This is a genomic window from Flavobacterium sp. Sd200 (assembly GCF_009826935.1).
GTDB lineage: Bacteria > Bacteroidota > Bacteroidia > Flavobacteriales > Flavobacteriaceae > Flavobacterium.
The window spans coordinates 388,525-407,320 of the sequence record NZ_WUMN01000001.1 but is presented as its reverse complement, the minus strand read 5'-3'; the positions used below and the strand labels follow the sequence as shown (position 1 = coordinate 407,320).

Annotated in this window: 17 protein-coding genes; 14 read left to right on the top strand and 3 right to left on the bottom strand. The window is 40.7% G+C overall.

Translation table 11 applies throughout. The features are described from left to right. Positions 1-147 precede the first annotated feature (147 nt). From GR160_RS01820 to hemN, 3 genes are all read left to right on the top strand, one after another. Positions 148-1,167: an LLM class flavin-dependent oxidoreductase gene (locus tag GR160_RS01820; protein ID WP_160748124.1), complete on the top strand. Its 1,020-nt coding sequence runs from the start codon at positions 148-150 to the stop codon at positions 1,165-1,167. Positions 1,168-1,267: 100 nt separating this feature from the next. Further along, the gene (locus tag GR160_RS01815; RefSeq protein WP_160748123.1) at positions 1,268-3,847 is read left to right on the top strand and encodes a TonB-dependent receptor domain-containing protein; all 2,580 of its coding nucleotides are present in this window, start codon (positions 1,268-1,270) and stop codon (positions 3,845-3,847) included. A gap of 143 nt (positions 3,848-3,990) precedes the next feature. Continuing rightward, positions 3,991-5,355 carry an oxygen-independent coproporphyrinogen III oxidase gene (gene hemN / locus GR160_RS01810; protein WP_160748122.1) on the top strand — a complete coding sequence of 455 codons (1,365 nt, stop codon included), beginning with the start codon at positions 3,991-3,993 and terminating at the stop codon, positions 5,353-5,355. Between the two features lie 100 nt (positions 5,356-5,455). Here the strand turns inward: hemN and GR160_RS01805 are convergent, their stop codons facing one another. Next, the gene (locus tag GR160_RS01805; protein ID WP_202390688.1) at positions 5,456-5,896 is read right to left on the bottom strand and encodes a nuclear transport factor 2 family protein; all 441 of its coding nucleotides are present in this window, start codon (positions 5,894-5,896) and stop codon (positions 5,456-5,458) included. Positions 5,897-6,025: 129 nt separating this feature from the next. On the opposite strand from GR160_RS01805, the gene panB reads away from it, so the two are divergent. The 4 genes from panB (at position 6,026) to GR160_RS01785 (ending at position 10,309) form a co-directional block, all read left to right on the top strand. Further along, on the top strand, positions 6,026-6,844 hold the full coding sequence (gene panB / locus GR160_RS01800; protein ID WP_160748120.1) for a 3-methyl-2-oxobutanoate hydroxymethyltransferase: 819 nt from the start codon (positions 6,026-6,028) through the stop codon (positions 6,842-6,844). Between the two features lie 159 nt (positions 6,845-7,003). Next, positions 7,004-7,693: an RluA family pseudouridine synthase gene (locus tag GR160_RS01795; protein ID WP_160748119.1), complete on the top strand. Its 690-nt coding sequence runs from the start codon at positions 7,004-7,006 to the stop codon at positions 7,691-7,693. 266 nt (positions 7,694-7,959) lie between these two features. Continuing rightward, positions 7,960-9,306 (top strand): hypothetical protein, encoded by a 1,347-nt coding sequence (locus GR160_RS01790; protein ID WP_160748118.1) that lies wholly within the window; start codon positions 7,960-7,962, stop codon positions 9,304-9,306. Positions 9,307-9,448: 142 nt separating this feature from the next. Next, positions 9,449-10,309, top strand: a complete 861-nt coding sequence (locus tag GR160_RS01785) for a neutral zinc metallopeptidase (RefSeq protein ID WP_160748117.1) — start codon at positions 9,449-9,451, stop codon at positions 10,307-10,309. Positions 10,310-10,451: 142 nt separating this feature from the next. Here GR160_RS01785 and GR160_RS01780 read toward each other — a convergent pair whose 3' ends face one another. Together GR160_RS01780 and GR160_RS01775 are read right to left on the bottom strand one after the other, a co-directional pair. After that, on the bottom strand, positions 10,452-11,492 hold the full coding sequence (locus GR160_RS01780; protein ID WP_160748116.1) for a PLP-dependent cysteine synthase family protein: 1,041 nt from the start codon (positions 11,490-11,492) through the stop codon (positions 10,452-10,454). A 79-nt stretch (positions 11,493-11,571) separates the two neighbouring features. After that, positions 11,572-13,704: a S9 family peptidase gene (locus GR160_RS01775; protein ID WP_160748115.1), complete on the bottom strand. Its 2,133-nt coding sequence runs from the start codon at positions 13,702-13,704 to the stop codon at positions 11,572-11,574. 73 nt (positions 13,705-13,777) lie between these two features. On the opposite strand from GR160_RS01775, the gene GR160_RS01770 reads away from it, so the two are divergent. The 7 genes from GR160_RS01770 (at position 13,778) to GR160_RS01740 (ending at position 18,762) form a co-directional block, all read left to right on the top strand. Further along, positions 13,778-14,101 carry a YbaB/EbfC family nucleoid-associated protein gene (locus GR160_RS01770; RefSeq protein ID WP_160748114.1) on the top strand — a complete coding sequence of 108 codons (324 nt, stop codon included), beginning with the start codon at positions 13,778-13,780 and terminating at the stop codon, positions 14,099-14,101. A 165-nt stretch (positions 14,102-14,266) separates the two neighbouring features. After that, positions 14,267-14,785: an AraC family transcriptional regulator gene (locus tag GR160_RS01765; protein ID WP_237421154.1), complete on the top strand. Its 519-nt coding sequence runs from the start codon at positions 14,267-14,269 to the stop codon at positions 14,783-14,785. A gap of 147 nt (positions 14,786-14,932) precedes the next feature. After that, entirely contained in the window at positions 14,933-15,685 is a 753-nt protein-coding gene (locus GR160_RS01760) for a heavy-metal-associated domain-containing protein (protein ID WP_160748112.1), read from the top strand. Positions 15,686-15,820: 135 nt separating this feature from the next. Further along, positions 15,821-16,417 carry a TetR/AcrR family transcriptional regulator gene (locus tag GR160_RS01755; RefSeq protein WP_160748111.1) on the top strand — a complete coding sequence of 199 codons (597 nt, stop codon included), beginning with the start codon at positions 15,821-15,823 and terminating at the stop codon, positions 16,415-16,417. Positions 16,418-16,498: 81 nt separating this feature from the next. Continuing rightward, a complete protein-coding gene (locus tag GR160_RS01750; protein ID WP_160748110.1) occupies positions 16,499-17,737 on the top strand; it encodes an MFS transporter in 1,239 nt (412 codons plus the stop codon). A gap of 145 nt (positions 17,738-17,882) precedes the next feature. Next, a complete protein-coding gene (tpx, locus tag GR160_RS01745; RefSeq protein ID WP_160748109.1) occupies positions 17,883-18,380 on the top strand; it encodes a thiol peroxidase in 498 nt (165 codons plus the stop codon). Between the two features lie 7 nt (positions 18,381-18,387). Then, positions 18,388-18,762, top strand: coding sequence for a diacylglycerol kinase family protein (locus tag GR160_RS01740; protein WP_160748108.1), 375 nt, complete (start codon positions 18,388-18,390; stop codon positions 18,760-18,762). Positions 18,763-18,796 lie beyond the last annotated feature (34 nt).

The window sequence follows — 18,796 nt, the reverse complement described above, 5'->3', positions numbered from 1 at the left end:
AGGTGAAGAACGGCAGCCCGGCAACAGGCTGCCTTCTTTGTTTTTAAAGAAGATATATTTAAAGAGTTAAATCTGCTGCCACAGTAAAGAGGCCGCAATTGCTTATAATTACTTTTCGTATTTTAGCAAATAACTAAAAACACAATCATGGAAATAGGTATAGACAGCTTTGCAGCCGCTCACAACGAGTCGAACAACACTGTTAATAGTGCCGATGCATTGGCACAACTACTGGACAGAATAGAACATGCCGACCGTAGCGGGCTGCACGTTTTTGGAATTGGAGAACACCACCGCAAAGAATTCTTAGATTCGGCTCCGGCAGTAATATTAGCCGCTGCCGCTGCAAGAACAAAAAATATAAAGCTTACGAGTGCAGTTACCGTATTGAGTGCTGCCGATCCTGTGCGTGTTTTTCAAAATGCTGCCACACTTGATCTTATTTCAAACGGCCGTGCCGAAATGGTAGTAGGCCGCGGTTCTTTTACCGAATCGTTCCCTCTATTTGGATTTAACCTGCAGGATTATAATGAACTCTTTACAGAAAAACTCGGACTGTTGCTACAAATACGCGATAACGAATATGTAACCTGGAATGGCAAATTCCGTGCGCCGTTACACAACCAGCCCGTATATCCACGTCCGGTACAGGATCCGCTTCCGGTTTGGATAGGTGTTGGTGGTACTCCCGAATCGTTTGCCCGTGCCGGATATTTGGGTCTGCCACTCATGGTAGCGGTTATTGGAGGCGAAACCCATCGTTTTCGTCCCTTAGTAGACCTCTATCGTGAAGCCGGGGAAAAGGCAGGGCATGCACCTGAAAAGCTTACGGTTGGATTACACTCGTTAGGTTATGTAGCTCAAACATCTGAAAAAGCAGTTGCTGATTTCTTTCCGGGTTATGCCGAGACTTTTACACGCATTGGCCGTGAACGTGGCTGGCCAGCTGTAACACGCCCCCATTTTGATGCCCAAAACAGCACGCGCGGTGCCTTGCTGGTGGGAGGCCCCGAAGAAATTGCCGAAAAGATCCTAAGACACAGCGAAGCACTGGGAGGTATATCAAGACTCACATTCCAGATGGATAATGCCGGATTAACCCACGAGCAATTGATGGAATCTATAGCGCTCATAGGCAGTAAAGTAATTCCGCTTGTTAACGGGTAACATAAACTTTACCTGTTTTTAACGTTTTTTTATGATACATCAATTAAACCCTTGCACGTTTATTGTGTCATAATGGCGAATTAACTTACTATAAACTTTCATGAAGTATTTAAAAAACATTGCCGTCCTTACTCTCTTACTCACAGCGTTTACGGCATTTTCACAAAATCCCGGTGCCCCCCGGGGTAACACTGTAAAAGTAACCGGGCAGGTTATTGAGCAGGAAACTAAACAACCCCTTGAATTTGCCAATGTTATAATACAAACTGCTAACAATGTTACAGTCGCCGGTGGTCTTACCGATGCGTCGGGTAAATTTGATCTTGCCGTTGCACCCGGAACCTACACTATAAAATACGACTTTATATCGTTTAAACCTGTGGTTATTACAGGAAAACAAATATCTGGCGATACTAACCTTGGCACAGTTGCCATGGCTCCTGATGCTACCGTACTGAATGCTGTAGAGATTACTGCTGAGCGCTCTACCGTAGAAATAAAACTAGACAAGCGTGTATATACCGTAGGTAACGACATGATGGTAAAAGGCGGTACTGTAAGCGATGTATTGGATAACGTACCTTCGCTATCGGTAGATGCTGAGGGCAATGTGGCACTGAGAGGCAACCAAAGTGTTACCATACTTATAGACGGACGACCAAGTAACCTTGCGGGCAGCAATGTTGCCGAGGTGCTTAGGCTTCTCCCTGCCGACTCTGTAGATAAAGTTGAGGTTATTACTAACCCATCCGCGCGCTATGATGCTGAAGGCGGCGGCGGTATAGTAAACATCATCCTTAAAAAAGGTAAGGCTAACGGCTTTAACGGATCGGCTGTTTTAAGTACCGGAGACCCTGCCAATCATGGCATTAGTACTAACTTAAACTACCGAAGCAACAATTACAACCTGTTTAGCAATCTCGGTTACAACTATCGCAAAAACCCGGGCAACTCGTTTACAAACAGCGAGTATCTTGACAAAGACACTAACGAAACTACCAGCTATACTAATGAGCGCAGAACAAACGACCGTCTGCGAAAAGGCTTTAATGCCAGCCTTGGTGCCGAATGGTTTTTAAATGAAACCACTACATGGACCAACTCTGTTAGCTTTAGAAGCAACAAAGGCGGCAACCCTGCCAAAACATTTTATGACAACTTTGATGCTGATAATGTTTTTACAAACAGCCGTTTGAGGTTTAGCGACCAAAAAGACGACGAGACTAATATGAACTACAGCACTAACCTTGTTAAAAAGTTTAATGACAACGGCCATGAGCTAAGGATAGATGCATCGATATCGCATAGCGATGAGGATGAAGATACAAACATTAGCGACGAATTTTTAAATACCGCCGACACATCGCGCAACAGCTATGAGCGTACCTCTAACGACCAGCTTGAAAAGCGCGGGCTTGTACAGGCTGATTATGTTTTGCCTATTGGCGAAAAAAGCCGTTTCGAGGCCGGATATCGCGGTAGCTTTACATCGATGAAAACAGATGCCGTTGCCGAAACGCTTGTTGATGGTGAATATGTAAACAATACCAACTACAGCAACTTTTTAGAGTATAAAGAAAAAGTAAATGCGCTCTATACGCAATATGGATCTAAGGCAGGTAAATTCTCATACCTTGTGGGCTTACGCTGGGAAGATTCTAACATAGATGTAAACGTGCTTACCACAGGTTCTTTTAACAACAAAAGGTATAACAACTTCTTTCCAAGTGCCTTTTTAAGCTACGAATTTTCGCAAAGCAGTAATGTGAGCCTTAGCTACAGCAGACGTATTAACCGTCCGCGCGGCAGGTTCTTAAATCCATTCTCCGGTCTGCAAAGTAATATCAACATCTTTAGAGGTAACCCGGACATCAACCCTTCTAAAACACATGCTATAGATCTTGGTTATCTTAAAAAATGGGATAAGCTAACCCTAAGCACATCTGCTTACCTTAATATTACAGATGATACATTTCAGTTTGTAAGGCAGCAAAACGGCGACTATGTAACACAGGTTGTGGGCGGTGAAGATATTACAGACCCAACTACAGGCGAAGTTACCATTGTAGACGGGCAGGACATCCGCACTCCGGTAACGCTTACTACACCAATAAACCTTAGCAAAGAATACCGTTTTGGTTTTGAGTTTAATATTAACTACAATCCGTTTAAATGGTGGAGGATTAACAGCAATTTCAACTTCTTCAGGAACCAAACGAAAGGTGATTATACCTTTACATATGTTAACGAAGATGGTGTAACTATTAACGACTATCAGGACTTTAACAATACAGCTTATGCCTGGACTACAAGGCTTAACAGCAAAATAACGCTGCCATATAAAATAGACTGGCAAATAAACGGAAACTACGAAGGTCCTCAAAGCAATGCGCAGGGAAGACGTGTAGGCGTTGCCAGTGCAAACACAGCACTTAGCAAAGACATTCTTAAAGATAAAGCTACGATATCGCTAAATGTACAGGATATTTTTAACTCACGAAAAATGAAGAACGAAACCTACATTCCTAACCAGGTGCGTTCGTACAGCGAAATGCAGTGGAGACAAAGACAGGTAACACTATCGTTTACCTACCGCTTTAATATGAGTAAGGCCGACAGGCAAAAAGAACAGCAGCAACGTGGCCAGGATGGTGGCGGAGATGAGTTCATGGGTGGATAAAAAAAGTTGTCTATAAATATCTCTCTCTAAGAGGTTGCTGTAATGGCAACCTCTTTTATTTTACAAATACTTTCATCTCCTGATATTTATCATTTTTTAGGCTCCTGCCCCGCCCTACTTTTGACCTATTGAAAAATGATTTTATGGAAAGTTCTATATTGCAGAAATATAATGTACCGGGACCAAGATATACCAGCTATCCTACCGTACCGTATTGGGACAACAGTGGTTTTACGGCAAATAACTGGCAGCAAAGCCTTGTAAGGGCTTTTAATGAAAGTAACAATATTCAAGGTATAAGCCTCTATATACACCTGCCCTTTTGCGAGAGCATGTGCACTTTTTGCGGATGCAATAAACGCGTTACACGCCGCCACGAAGTAGAAACCGCCTATATTACAGCCGTTTTAAATGAATGGGCAATGTATTGCGATATGCTGCCACAAAAACCTTTAATTAAAGAACTGCATCTTGGCGGGGGTACTCCTACCTTTTTTAGCCCTGAAAATCTTGAGATACTTATAAACGGTATATTTGACCGTGCAGATAAAATGCCTGGCTATGAGTTTAGTTTTGAAGGTCATCCAAACAATACAACAAAATCGCATTTGCAAACCCTGTACAACTTAGGATTCAGGAGAGTAAGTTTTGGGGTTCAGGACTATAATGAAGCAGTACAAAAAGCCATAAACAGGCTTCAATCCTTTCATAACGTAGCGAAGGTTACTTTGTGGTCACGCGAAATTGGCTATACATCGGTTAGTCACGATCTGGTTTTTGGGCTGCCCTTTCAAACAACCGGAAGCATTATAGATACAATTGAAAAAACCAAGGCACTAAACCCCGACAGGATTGCGTTTTACAGTTATGCCCATGTGCCCTGGATTAAAGGCAACGGACAACGCGGTTTTAATGAAAACGATCTGCCACAGGATGCCCAAAAAAGGGAATTGTATGAGGTTGGCAAACAAATACTGTCTCAAAAAGGGTTTCATGAAATTGGCATGGATCATTTTGCGTTAGAGACCGACAGTCTTTATACATCCTATACACATGGCACACTGCATCGCAATTTTATGGGATACAGTTCGGGCAAAACACAACTTATGATAGGTTTGGGAGTATCATCTATAAGCGATAGCTGGTACAGTTTTGCACAAAACGAAAAATCGCTGGAAGATTATTATAAAAGAATTGAGATGAATGAACTGCCGGTTTTCAGAGGACATTTACTTACTGATGAAGACCTGTTGATAAGGCGACACATACTCAACCTTATGTGCCGTTTTAAAACACAATGGAATGCTATTGAGGGACATTTTGAAGAACTGCCACAGGTACTGGAAAGCCTCGGGGAAATGCAAAATGACGGCCTGCTTGAAATTAGGGAGAAAAGTATTATAATAACCCAAAAGGGCAAACCGTTTGTACGCAACATTTGTATGGCCTTCGATTTAAGGCTTAAACGAAAAACTCCGCAAACGCAATTGTTCTCTATGGTAGTTTAAGTTTTATTCAGTCCCAGTTTTCAGTCGCAGTCTCAGTAGACAGACAGCCAACCGTTAACTGAGACTGCGACTGAAAACTGGGACTGAAAACTGAAACTCACTACTTCCCTCCCGCCCTTCGGGTGTCTATAATGTAAATTATTTTCCAGATACCATCATCAAAAAACAGTACGAACGAATTTACCCCACTGTGGCTCAGTTTACCATTGGCGTAAAATTCATAGGGTGTCCAAACATGTGCCAACGTTCCGTCTACCTGAATTTTATAGCTTAGCAGGCGTTCTTCTATCTTAACATCAGACGGTATGCCTGCCACCTGTTTATAATACCTGTCGGCTGTTTCAAAATCAAGTTTTCCCTGCCCTCTGTGTTCTGTAATAGATTCTAATATAAGATTTTGATAACAAACAGATTGCATGACAACAGTATCGCGTGCATGCAGGCCGTCAAAAAACGTTTGTATAGACCTTTTTATACCATCCTCCTGTCCAAACATGCCTTGCACGCAGACTAACATAAATACAACAAAAAACTTTTTCATATTCTTTTTTAGCATTTTGTAAGGCATTTTAAAATAGCCTGTTAATTATTCAATCTTCAATAAAACCATATTTATTGAGGTTAATATTAATGCAATTTACTACATTTACCCCCTAAAATTTTTATAAAAATGTCTGTTGCCAAAAAAGATTATAAAAGAATAACCACTAAGTCGTTAATTGAAATGAAAGCCAATGGCGAAAAAATTTCGATGCTAACGGCTTATGACTTTACAATGGCTAAAATTGTAGATGCAGCCGGAGTAGATGTTATATTAGTGGGGGACTCTGCCTCTAACGTTATGGCAGGCCATGAAACCACATTGCCTATAACGCTGGATCAAATGATATATCACGCCTCATCGGTTGTTCGTGGTACTACCCGTGCTCTTGTTGTTGTAGACCTGCCTTTTGGCACTTATCAAAGTGACCCTAAAGAAGCCTTAAGATCGTCTATACGTATCATGAAAGAGAGCGGTGCGCATGCCCTTAAACTTGAAGGCGGCAGCGAGATCAAAGAGTCTATAAAAAAAATACTGCATGCAGGCATCCCCGTAATGGGACATTTGGGATTAACGCCACAGTCTATATATAAATTTGGAAGCTACACGGTTCGTGCCAAAGAAGATGCAGAAGCTGAAAAACTGATCGAAGATGCTAAAATGCTGGAGCGTATTGGTTGTTTTGCCGTTGTGCTCGAAAAAATTCCGGCTGCCCTGGCACAAAAAGTCGCCGAGAGTATTTCAATCCCTGTAATAGGCATTGGGGCCGGGGGTGGTGTAGACGGCCAGGTATTGGTAATACACGACATGCTGGGCATGAACAACGAGTTCAGTCCGCGTTTCCTGCGTCGATACATGAACCTTTATGAAGACATGACAAAAGCTATAGGCCATTATGCTGATGATGTAAAATCGAACGATTTCCCTAACGAAAAGGAACAATATTAATTGAGATTGTTGGATGTAAGATTTTAGATTTCTTAATTCCGAAGATTTAAATATGCTATGCTGTAAAGTACAAATTATCTTATAACCAAGATGATTGTCCGTTTTCGTGCAACACTATCCTAATCCTACATCCAAAAATCTTACATCTAATAATCCGGTTTGAAAATAACTTCTAACAAAAATAATCTTGAGGTATTGCACGAAGACAACCATATAATTGTGGTCAATAAGCGCGTAGGCGATATTGTGCAGGGCGACAAGACCGGTGATAAGCCCCTGAGCGAAGTTGTTAAGGAGTATATTAAGGAAAAATATAATAAACCGGGAGAGGTTTTTTTGGGCGTAGTACACCGCTTAGACCGCCCCACAACAGGCATAGTGGTTTTTGCCCGTACCAGTAAGGCTTTAACACGACTTAATGAACTGTTTAAAAACCGTGAGACCCAAAAGACATATTGGGCCATTGTAAAAAAACGTCCTGAAAAAGACCAAGCTAATTTAGTACATTACCTTAAGCGCGACGAAAAAAGAAACACCTCTAAAGCTTACAATAAAGAGGTACCGGACAGCAAAATGGCAAGCCTTGATTATTCTTTAATTAAGCAGCTTGACAATTACTGTGTGCTCGAAATTAACCTGCACACAGGCCGTCATCATCAAATAAGGGCGCAGCTTTCGGCAATTGGTTCTCCAATAAAAGGAGACTTAAAATATGGTGCCGACCGCAGCAACCCCGACGGCGGTATAAGTCTGCACGCACGCAAGCTGCATTTTATACACCCCGTTACAAAATTGCCTTTAACCATAACTGCCCCAGTGCCACAGGACGCAGTTTGGCAAAGCATATAAACTTTCACACATATATAACACATACTGATTTTCAGATAGTTATTTTATTACTTAAATTAGTAATCCAAATAAAGATAATATGAAAACCAGGCCGCTGTTATATAAATTCCTGTGTTAATTATACCTGAAAAATACCTAAATGTAGGTATTTTTATATTGGATGGGTTTACCGAAATTTGTATTATTCAATATTAAAACGATTTTTCTTAAATTTATATCGTTTTCGGCAATACAAAATTAGTAACCCAATAAAATATCACCACTATATGAGAATAACTTTACTATGTGTTTCAGTATTAATGTGCACAGGAGTCTTTGCCCAGGAACATTTCTCTGGCATTAACACTTCCCGAAGAGTTGGACTTTTAAATGCCAGTCTAAATCCGGCAGAGCTTGTAAACCTTAGCAAAACCTGCGAGGTAAATATCTTAAATTTCAGTGCTAATGTTTCTAATAATAAAATAACGTTTGGCGATCTCGTGAGCGGAAGTGACGATTTCGAGTCTAAACTTTTTTCAGGTAATGAGCCTGTAAATCTTAGAGCAGACATTGACATTATGGGGCCAGCCTTCGGAATTAAAATAAACAAGTGGGCTTTTGCTATAACATCTGCCGCAAAAGTTAAGGCTAACATTGTAGATGTAGATGTCAATTTGGGCAACGCAGTAACCTCAAGCAATGTTAATCCATTGATAGGTACAAGCATTATAAACACCAACTACAACCAAAGGGCTGCGGCTACCACATGGGGCGAAATTAGCCTTTCGGCAGCACGCGAACTTTATAACGATAATGTAAATAAACTGTCAGCCGGGGTAACGTTTAACCTCCTGTTTCCCGGATCATTTGCTAACATGAGTGCCGATAGGTTTCGTGGCAATATAGTTACTGTTAACGGAGATTCAAGCCTTACCGATACACAGGCTAATCTTAACTTTGCCTATTCAGGATCATTAGCCAACGATTTTACCGATACAGGAAACTACAGTGAGTTCTTTGCCGGAGGACTTAACGGATTTTCAACCGATATTGGGGTTAATTACCAGTGGTTAGACCCTACCGACAGTAAGCAGTATAAAATTAACGCAGGCCTATCGGTTAAAAACCTGGGCAGCATGACATTTAAAGACAATAACAATAGTTCGAACAACTACAGGCTAAACATTCCTGAAGGCGAATATCTTGATCTTGACCAGTTTCAAAATGTAACCAATATTGAGGAAATTGAAGACATCTTGGTAAACAGTGGCTTTTTAACCACACTGAGCAGCAATAGAGACTTTAAAGTACAAATGCCTGCGTTGCTTGCCGCCTATGCCGATGTAAGACTATACAGAAGATGGTATGTTACAGGATACCTACAGCAGGAACTTAAAAAAGACGATGCAAACGACCAAATAGCACAGCAAAACCTTTATACCATAACCCCTCGTTATTCAGCCAGCTTTTTTGAGGCTTATGTACCACTTTCTGTAAGCGATATTGCAGGATTTACGGCAGGTTTAGGCTTTAGGCTTGGCGGTTTCTTTATAGGTTCAGGCTCTATTCTTTCTGCCGGAGTAAGCGATACACAGCAGGCCGATTTTTATATGGGTTTCCGTTTTGGAATTTAAGTCTTAAATTATAACAATATACACTTTATCAGCCACAGCAACCCTGTGGCTGATACTGTTTTTGGCAATTGCTAAATTGATGATAAAACAGCATGCCAGGCAAATAATTATACCTAAATTCAGGTAACTAAAATCAAATACCATGAAATGGGGAGGCCGAAGACAAAGCGATAATATGGAAGACCGCCGTGGTGTATCTGGTGGGCAGGTAGCCGTTGGCGGCGGTATTATTGGGGTTATTATATTACTTATCAATCTGTTTACAGGTGGTGATATAGCCGTAATTAACGATATAAATAATCAATTGCAGCAAAATACTCACCAAACCAGCCAACCCAAAGAGTTAAGCTCGCGCGATAAAGAGATGGGTGAAATGGTTAACGCTATTTTGGTAGACACTGAGGATGTCTGGACAAAAATATTTGCTGAGAACGGCAAAACTTATGAATATCCAAAGCTGGTACTTTTTAGAGATGGTGTGCAAACAGCCTGTGGAAATGCATCTGCTGCAATGGGACCTTTCTATTGTCCCTCCGACCAAAAAGTCTATATGGATCTTTCATTTTTCGACGAACTTCAAACACGTTACGGAGCCAAGGGTGGCGACTTTGCCATTGCCTATGTTATTGCCCACGAAATAGGCCATCATGTACAAACCTTATTGGGTACATCAGCTAAAGTTAGGCAATTACAGCAACAGGGCAATGAGGTAGAGGCTAACAGACTATCGGTAGCCTTAGAGCTTCAGGCAGATTTTTATGCAGGTGTATGGACACATTATGATGAAAAAATGAACCGTATTCTTGAAGAAGGTGATATTGAAGAAGCCCTGAGTGCCGCCAATGCCGTGGGCGACGATGCCCTACAAAAACGCACACAGGGAACCGTTGTACCCGACTCTTTTACGCATGGTACTTCCGCACAAAGAATGTATTGGTTTAAAAAGGGATTTGAAACCGGAGATATAAAACAAGGCGATACATTTGCAGAACTAGGGCTGTAAATTTTAAATTACAGCATATAAAGCACACACCAACTACTGAAAATAGATAAAGATATTTTTGACTACATAGCCTAAAATAATCTAAAAAAAATCCGGCAGCTAAAAATTAGCTGCCGGATTTTTTATGATAGGAAAGTAAGAACTACTTTATAAATTCAATTTTTTGCGCTTCTTCAATGTTAACGCTGTCAAAAAAGCCCTGCTCGTTCATCCATTCGTCGCTGTAAACTTTGCTCATATAGCGCGAACCATGGTCAGGGAAAATGAGTACCACATTGCTGTTCTCGTCAAACTCGCCTGCCTCGTCATACTGCCTTGCAGCCTGTAGTGTGGCGCCGCTGGTATATCCTACAAAAAGACCTTCAGTCTTGGCAATGTATCGTGCTGCGTGGGCACTGTCTTCGTCAGAGACTTTCATGAACTTGTCAATAACATCAAAATCGGTAGCAGTAGGAATAAGGTTTTTACCAAGACCTTCTATACGGTAAGGGTAAATTTCCTCGCTGTCAAACTCTTTGGTTTCGTGATATTTTTTAAGTACAGATCCATAAGCATCTACACCTAAAACTTTAATGTTGGGGTTTTGTTCTTTCAAGTAACGTGCAGCTCCAGAAATTGTACCTCCGGTACCACTGCATGCAATAAGGTGAGTAATTTGCCCTTTAGTTTGCTCCCATATTTCAGGGCCGGTAGTTTTGTAGTGGGCGTCTATATTAAGGTCGTTAAAATATTGGTTTATGTAAACCGATCCTTTCATTTCTTCATGAAGCCTGCGGGCAACACTGTAGTAAGAACGTGGATCATCTGCCGATACATTTGCAGGACAAACATATACTTTGGCTCCCATGGCGCGAAGCATGTCTATTTTATCGCGGGATGATTTAGAACTTACTGCAAGCACACACTCATACCCTTTTATAATGCTAACCATAGCCACGCTAAACCCGGTGTTTCCTGAAGTAGTTTCAATAATCGTATCGCCCGGTTTTAGTATGCCTTTTCTTTCGGCTTCCTCTATAATATACAGTGCTATCCTGTCTTTAGTCGAATGACCCGGGTTAAAAGCTTCTACCTTGGCATAGAAATTCCCTTTTAATCCTTCAGTAACTTTATTGATCTTAACCAATGGTGTATTACCTATCAGTTCCAGCACATTATTATAGGCTTTTATTTCTTCTTTCATAAAAAAATAAGTTAGCAAGGTACTCTGTGGTTTAGTTTAGTAACCTCAAAACCCTGCAAATCTAACAAAAAAAAATCAATTACTTTTTAATTCCTTCTAAATCTAACAAAAAACTGTATTCCTTGGCAACTTCTTTTATAGCTTCAAAACGCCCGGAAGCTCCTCCGTGCCCCGCATCCATGTTGGTATCCAGGAACAAAAGGTTGTTATTTGTTTTAAACACCCTCAATTTTGCCACCCACTTGGCAGGTTCCCAGTATTGTACCTGAGAGTCGTGCAGCCCTGTTGTTACAAGCATATTAGGATAAGCCTGTGCTGTAACATTGTCGTAGGGTGAATATTCTTTCATGTACTTGTAATACTTTTTGTTATTTGGATTACCCCACTCGTCATACTCGCCTGTTGTAAGCGGAATGCTGTCGTCGAGCATGGTGGTAACCACGTCTACAAAAGGTACCTGGGCAATAATGCCGTGGTAAAGCTGTGGTGCCATGTTTACAATTGCCCCCATTAATAAACCTCCGGCCGATCCACCCTCGGCATACAAATGCTCAGGCGAGGTATACTTTTGGTCTATTACAAACTTAGAGCAATCAATAAAATCAGTAAATGTATTTTTCTTTTTTAGCAATTTTCCGTTGTCATACCATTCGCGACCAAGATCTTCGCCCCCCCTAATGTGGGCAATGGCAAAAATAAAGCCACGGTCGAGCAGGCTAAGCCTTATAGACGAAAAGTAAGCATCCATAGAAGCCCCATAAGAACCATAAGCATACAACAGGAACGGATTACTCCCATCCTGCTTAGTGCCCTTGCGATACACCATAGATATTGGCACCAGGGTACCATCCTGTGCTGTAGCCCATATTCTTTGCTCTGTATAATTGTTTTTATCAAACGAGCCCCCCAGTACTTCCTGTTCTTTAAGAACTGTTTTTTGGCGGGTTTTCATATCAAAATCTATAACCGATGACGGCGTTGCAAGGCTTTGATAGCTGTAACGCAATATTTGTGTATCAAAATCGGGGTTTATAGAAGTTTCAGCCGTGTAGGTTTCACTGTCAAAAGGCAGGTAGTACTCTTCAGCCCCATCCCATGGACGAATGCGTATTTTGTTAAGCCCGTTGCTGCGCTCAGAAATTACAAGATAGTCTTTAAAAATATCAATATCTTCAAGCAAAACATCTGCGCGGTGGGCAATAAGGTCAGTCCAGTTTTCTTTAGCCGTGGCACTTTCGGGAGTGGTCATCAGCTTAAAGTTGGTAGCCTTGTCTTTGTTGGTAACTATATAGAATTTATCACCATAGTGCGATATACTGTATTCGAGCCCGCGTGTTCTTTTCTGGAAAATTTTAAACCTGCCATCGGGCTTTTTAGCATCAAGTATTCTATACTCTGATGTCAGTGTGCTCGACGAACCAATAATAAGGAACTTCTTAGATTTGCTTTTGTAAATATAGGTATCAAAAGTGTCGTCTTTTTCATGATATACCAGCGCATCAGTACTTACATCTTCTCCTAATTTATGTTTATAAATTTTGTCAGATCTGAGTGTTACCTCATCCTTACGGGTATAAAATAATGTTTTATTGTCGCCTGCCCATGTAGATCCGCCTGTGGTATTTTCAATTTTAAACGGAAGTATCTCTCCTGTTTCAAGGTTTTTAACCTGAATAACATATTGCCTGCGTGACACCAGGTCTACCCCAAAGGCAGCCCATTTATTGTCTTCGCTAATATTCAAACCATTAAGGCTAAAATAAGAATGCCCTTTTGCCATTTCGTTACAGTCAAACAAGATCTCTTCCTGGGCATCAAGGCTTCCTTTTTTACGGGCATATATTGGGTAGTCTTTCCCTTTTTCAAAACGGGTAATGTAATAATAGCCGTTGTATAAATAAGGAACCGAAGAATCATCTTCTTTAATACGGGCTTTCATCTCTAAAAACAGTTCGTCCTGAAACTGCTTTGTATGAGCCGTCATTTCTTTATAATATGCATTCTCTTTGTTAAGGTAGTCTATAACTTCGGGGTTTTCCCTTTCGTTAAGCCAGTAGTAGTTGTCTGTACGTGTGTCGCCGTGCATTATAAGCTCTTTAGGCTTTACAGGTGCAACCGGCGCAGTAATGGTTTTGGTCATTATAGTTTTGCTTGTTTGAGCATTTGCTGCAAAAGTAACACAAACACAACACATAAGTAAGTGTTTTTTCATTCTTTTAAGAATTGGTAAATACCACTGCAATTTATACATTTGCAGGAATATTTAATCTATAAATTCAGAAAAAATGTTTGGAGATTTAATGGGAATGATGGGAAAACTTAAAGAAACCCAGCAAAAGATTGAAGAAACTAAAAAAAGGCTCGACAACGTTTTAGTAGACGAGCAAAGCAGCGACGGCCTGCTTAAAGTTACTCTTACGGCCAACCGCACTGTAAAGAGCATTGCAATAGACGACTCATTATTAGAAGATAAAGAACAGCTTGAAGATTATTTGGTACTGGTACTTAACAAAGCTATTGCAAAAGCAACCGCAGTTAACGAAGCAGAACTTGGTGCTGTAGCACAACAGGGCATGCCCAATATTCCGGGTATGGATATGTTTAAATAATTTTGTTTAAAGTTTCAGGTTTAAAGTTTTTTGAAAGTTCATTGTGGCTTTGGCTTCAAATTCCGGACTTTTTGGGCTGGGTGAGCAACTTGAAACCTTAAACTTGAAATCTGAAACAAAAAATTGATTCTCTACATCAAAAATATGGTTTGTAACCGCTGCATCATGGCTGTGCGCAACGAGCTTGCGGCATTAGGCCATGTTGTGGGAAGGGTATCGTTAGGCGAAGCTGAAATTGACGGTGAGCTATCTGCAAACCAGACCGAAGTTATTGCCTCTAACCTTAACAAACTGGGGTTTGAACTTATTGAAGACCGAAAAGGCCGTATTATTGAGCAGGTAAAGAACGAGATCATTACACTGGTACATCATACCGAAGAAGTTTTAAACATAAATTTATCGGCACACCTGGCAGATAAATTACAGTATGACTACACCTATCTTAGCAACCTTTTCTCGGATGTAGAAGATACTACAATAGAAAAATACTACATTGCCCAGCGCATAGAAAAGGTTAAGGAATTGCTGGTTTATGATGAACTTTCGCTCGCGCAGATAGCCGACAGACTGGGTTACAGCAGTGCAGCATACTTATCGGGCCAGTTTAAAAAAGTAACAGGCCTTACCCCCACCCACTACAAAGCCATTAAAGACAACAAACGCCGAAGCATAGACCAACTGTAAATATTACAGCTATTGCCCAAAATAACGTAAGACACATTCTTTATATATTACCGAACTTTGTAGAGACGTTGCAATGCAACGAATTAGAACAATAGCGTAATATTAATTTTAAACGTTGCATTGCAACGTCTCTACATACAAAAAATCATGAAACATACCTATAACATATCAGGAATGACGTGCGACGGATGCGTTGCTAAAGTAAGCTACCTTTTAAAACAATTACCTGAGGTAACAGATGTTGCCATAAACCTTGAAAATGGCACAGCCGATGTTAGTATGAGCAGCCACGTAGCCACACTTAAACTGCAACAGGCTCTAAAAGACTATCCAAAATATCAGCTTACAGAAACCATGGAAAACAGCCACCACAGCGATGCCATGAATGTTTTTGCCAGCCAGCCCGAGCCCGTAAAAAGTTGGGCAGAGACTTACAAACCTATATTGTTGATATTTGGCTACATAACTATAATCTCAGGCATTGCTGCGCTATATCGAAACAACTTTAACGGCATGGTTTTTATGCGCGTTTTTATGGCAGGCTTTTTCCTTACATTCTCGTTCTTTAAAATGCTCGACGTTAAGGGCTTCGCCGAAAGCTATGCCATGTATGATATTGTGGCTAAAAAAATACCAGCCTGGGGCTATATCTATGCGTTTTTAGAACTGGCACTGGGTCTTGCCTTTGCTACTGATTTTATGCCCGTGTTCACAAACGCCTTTACGGCAGTACTCATGTCGGTAAGTCTGTTGGGGGTATTGCAAAGTGTTTTCAACAAAAAGCAAATTCGTTGTGCCTGCCTTGGTGCGGTTTTTAACCTGCCAATGAGTACTGTAACCATTATAGAAGACGGCCTTATGATCGCTATGAGCATAGCCATGTTGTTTATGTACTTATAATTTATTTTAAAGCACCTAATAAATCCGGAATATCCAAGCAATAGCTTTACGTAATTGCTCTTTTGATTGAAAAATATTTTATAAATAAACGAACATTCATTTATTATTTTTACCTTTGCACAAAATAATGAATGGATGCGCACACGGGATACAGATAAAGAGCAGTTAGTAAAATCTAAAGCCATAGAGCAAATAGTAAAAGACGGCTTTCAGGGTTTTAGTATGAACAAGCTTGCCAAAGCCTGTAACATATCGGTAGCTACACTGTATATTTATTACAAAGATAAAGACGACCTTATAAAAAAGCTGGGTGAAGAAATTGGCTATGTCTTTTACACCTCATCTATGAAAGATTTTTCGCCTGCCCTACCCTTTGCCGAAGGCTTATGGAAACAGTGGCAAAACCGCGCCGCTTTTGCCATGGAAAACCCAATGGAAGTTGCCTGCTTTGAAATTATAAAGCATTCACCACATGCCGAAGAAATCTTTAAGGCTTCTGCCTACATGCAGGAATTCAGGCAATGCATGAAAGAGTTTGTGCACAATGCCCTTGCCAACAAAGAACTGGTTCATTTGCAAATGGAAACCTTTTGGAGCATTGCTTATGGCCCTTTGTATATTTTACTCAACTTTCATAGAGAAGGCAAAAGCATGGGCGGCAAACCCTTTACCCTTACTAACGACATGCTTAAAGAAGCCTTCTCGGCAGTAATAAAATCGCTTACACCTTAAGAAAAAAGGTAAAAGGAAAGAGGCATAAGTACTGCACCAACACCTAATACCCAACACTTAATACCCATCATCCAACACCAAATGGAAAAAACAATAAAACTACCTTTTACCGCACATCAAAAATTTATAATCGCCCTATTGGCTTTGACACAGTTTACCGTGATACTCGATTTTATTATCATGTCGCCATTAGGCGATATTTTAATGAAAAACCTTAATATGAATACCACCAACTTTGGTTTTGCGGTATCAGCATATGCTTTTAGCGCAGGTACATCGGGACTGTTGGCAGCAGGTTTTGCAGATAAGTTCGATCGCAAAAAACTACTCGTGTTTTTTTATACCGGGTTTATAATAGGCACAGTGTTTTGTGCATTTGCCACAAGCTACTACACATTGCTTGCCGCACGAATATTTACAGGCATATTTGGCGGGGTTATAGGCTCTGTATCGCTTGCTATTGTAACCGATTTATTTGTAATACAGCAGCGTGGCCGCGTTATGGGCTTTATACAAATGGCCTTTGCCACCAGCCAGATACTGGGCATACCGTTGGGACTCTATTTTGCCAATCTTTGGGGCTGGCATTCAGCATTTTTAATGATAGCCGCATTAGGCGTGCTCATACTTATTGCTATCTTAATAAAATTACAGCCTGTAAATGAGCACTTAAAACTACAGCAGGACAAAAATCCGTTTTTGCACCTATGGCACACACTCAGCAATAAGCAGTATCAGGTAGGGTTTACAGCAATTGCATTCCTGTCAGTGGGCGGTTTCATGCTGCAGCCTTTTGGCAGTGCTTTCCTAATCAACAACATACACATTAGCCAGTTAGACCTGCCAAAAGTATATTTCTTTACAGGGCTTTCGGTACTGTTTATAATGCCTTTAGTGGGCAAGCTGAGCGATAGGGTAAGCAAGTTCAGGCTTTTTACAGCAGGATCGTTTATTGCTATAGTGACCATTGTTTTTTATACCAACCTTGGTTCTACCCCACTTTGGGAAATTATACTTATAAACATGATAATGTTTATGGGAGTAATGAGCCGCATGATACCTGCCACTACACTAAACACAGGCGTGCCTGACATGCAGGATCGCGGGGCCTATATGTCTATTACGTCATCTTTACAACAAATTGCAGGAGGTTTGGCAGCGGTAAGCGCAGGCTATATTGTGCACCAGGAAACCAAAACAAGCCCTATAGAACATTACAATATATTAGGTTATGTTATAAGTATAGTAATAATTATATCAATATTGCTCATAAAACGTGTAGATGCAATGGTTGTACAAAAAAATGCAGCTAAAGATTAGCAATCAGGCTTAGCATTAATAATTCCTAAAACCGGGGTTCAAACAACTTGTGTTGTTTGAACCCCGGTTTTATAAAATTAAACTGCCATCTGTGCCATACCATATATTTTGTTACTTTTGCGTTTGTAAAACAAAACACAATAAAATGGCAAACATAACACTTGGCGGAAATCCCGTACACACTATAGGCGAACTGCCTGCAACAGGCACAAAAGCTCCCGATTTTACTCTTGTAAAAACTGATCTTTCTACTGTATCTTTAGCCGACTTTAAAGGAACTAAACTGGTTCTTAACATCTTCCCTAGTGTAGATACAGGAACATGTGCTGCATCGGTTAGAAAGTTTAATGAAAAGGCAAGTTCTTTAGAAAACACTAAAGTGCTTTGCATTTCGCGCGACTTGCCGTTTGCACAAACACGTTTTTGCGGTGCTGAAGGTTTAGAGAACGTAATATCTTTATCTGATTTTAAAGATGCTGGCTTTGGAAATGCTTATGGTCTTACTGTTACCGATGGCCCTCTTGCCGGATTACTTTCACGCGTTGTGGTTGTGGTAGACGAGGAAGGTACCGTAAAATATACTGAGCAGGTTGCCGATATTAAGGACGAACCTAACTACGACAATGCCCTTGCGGCCCTGTAACACATAAATGAAAGATAACAGGTTTGTTAGAGGCAGGCTTAAAAGCGTAGAATATTCGATAAAAGGAGCCTGGAAGCTGGTAACGTCCGAGCATAGCATTATGGTGCAGTTTAGCCTGGGCATTGCCGTTACGTTTGCAGGCTTTTATTTTGATATTAGCGCTACAGAGTGGATGCTGCAAACATTTGCCATAGGGCTTGTGCTTGCCATAGAAGGCGCAAATACTGCCGTAGAAAAAATATGCGACTTTGTAAATCCTGATTTTAACCCTAAAATAGGATTTATTAAAGACGTAGCATCCGGGGCTGTATTTTTTGCAGCCATAGCTGCTGTTATTGTGGGAACTATAATTTATTATCCCAAAGTGGCGGCACTGTTTTAAATTTTGATATTTTTACAAAAAAAGGGATATAGAT

Bases quoted from the DNA above. Each gene is read 5' to 3' on its own strand.
- GR160_RS01820 (WP_160748124.1), top strand. From the start codon at position 148: ATGGAAATAGGTATAGACAGCTTTGCAGCCGCTCACAACGAGTCGAAC.
- GR160_RS01815 (WP_160748123.1), top strand. From the start codon at position 1,268: ATGAAGTATTTAAAAAACATTGCCGTCCTTACTCTCTTACTCACAGCG.
- hemN (WP_160748122.1), top strand. From the start codon at position 3,991: ATGGAAAGTTCTATATTGCAGAAATATAATGTACCGGGACCAAGATAT.
- GR160_RS01805 (WP_202390688.1), bottom strand. From the start codon at position 5,896: ATGAAAAAGTTTTTTGTTGTATTTATGTTAGTCTGCGTGCAAGGCATG.
- panB (WP_160748120.1), top strand. From the start codon at position 6,026: ATGTCTGTTGCCAAAAAAGATTATAAAAGAATAACCACTAAGTCGTTA.
- GR160_RS01790 (WP_160748118.1), top strand. From the start codon at position 7,960: ATGAGAATAACTTTACTATGTGTTTCAGTATTAATGTGCACAGGAGTC.
- GR160_RS01785 (WP_160748117.1), top strand. From the start codon at position 9,449: ATGAAATGGGGAGGCCGAAGACAAAGCGATAATATGGAAGACCGCCGT.
- GR160_RS01780 (WP_160748116.1), bottom strand. From the start codon at position 11,492: ATGAAAGAAGAAATAAAAGCCTATAATAATGTGCTGGAACTGATAGGT.
- GR160_RS01775 (WP_160748115.1), bottom strand. From the start codon at position 13,704: ATGAAAAAACACTTACTTATGTGTTGTGTTTGTGTTACTTTTGCAGCA.
- GR160_RS01770 (WP_160748114.1), top strand. From the start codon at position 13,778: ATGTTTGGAGATTTAATGGGAATGATGGGAAAACTTAAAGAAACCCAG.
- GR160_RS01765 (WP_237421154.1), top strand. From the start codon at position 14,267: ATGGCTGTGCGCAACGAGCTTGCGGCATTAGGCCATGTTGTGGGAAGG.
- GR160_RS01760 (WP_160748112.1), top strand. From the start codon at position 14,933: ATGAAACATACCTATAACATATCAGGAATGACGTGCGACGGATGCGTT.
- GR160_RS01755 (WP_160748111.1), top strand. From the start codon at position 15,821: ATGCGCACACGGGATACAGATAAAGAGCAGTTAGTAAAATCTAAAGCC.
- GR160_RS01750 (WP_160748110.1), top strand. From the start codon at position 16,499: ATGGAAAAAACAATAAAACTACCTTTTACCGCACATCAAAAATTTATA.
- tpx (WP_160748109.1), top strand. From the start codon at position 17,883: ATGGCAAACATAACACTTGGCGGAAATCCCGTACACACTATAGGCGAA.
- GR160_RS01740 (WP_160748108.1), top strand. From the start codon at position 18,388: ATGAAAGATAACAGGTTTGTTAGAGGCAGGCTTAAAAGCGTAGAATAT.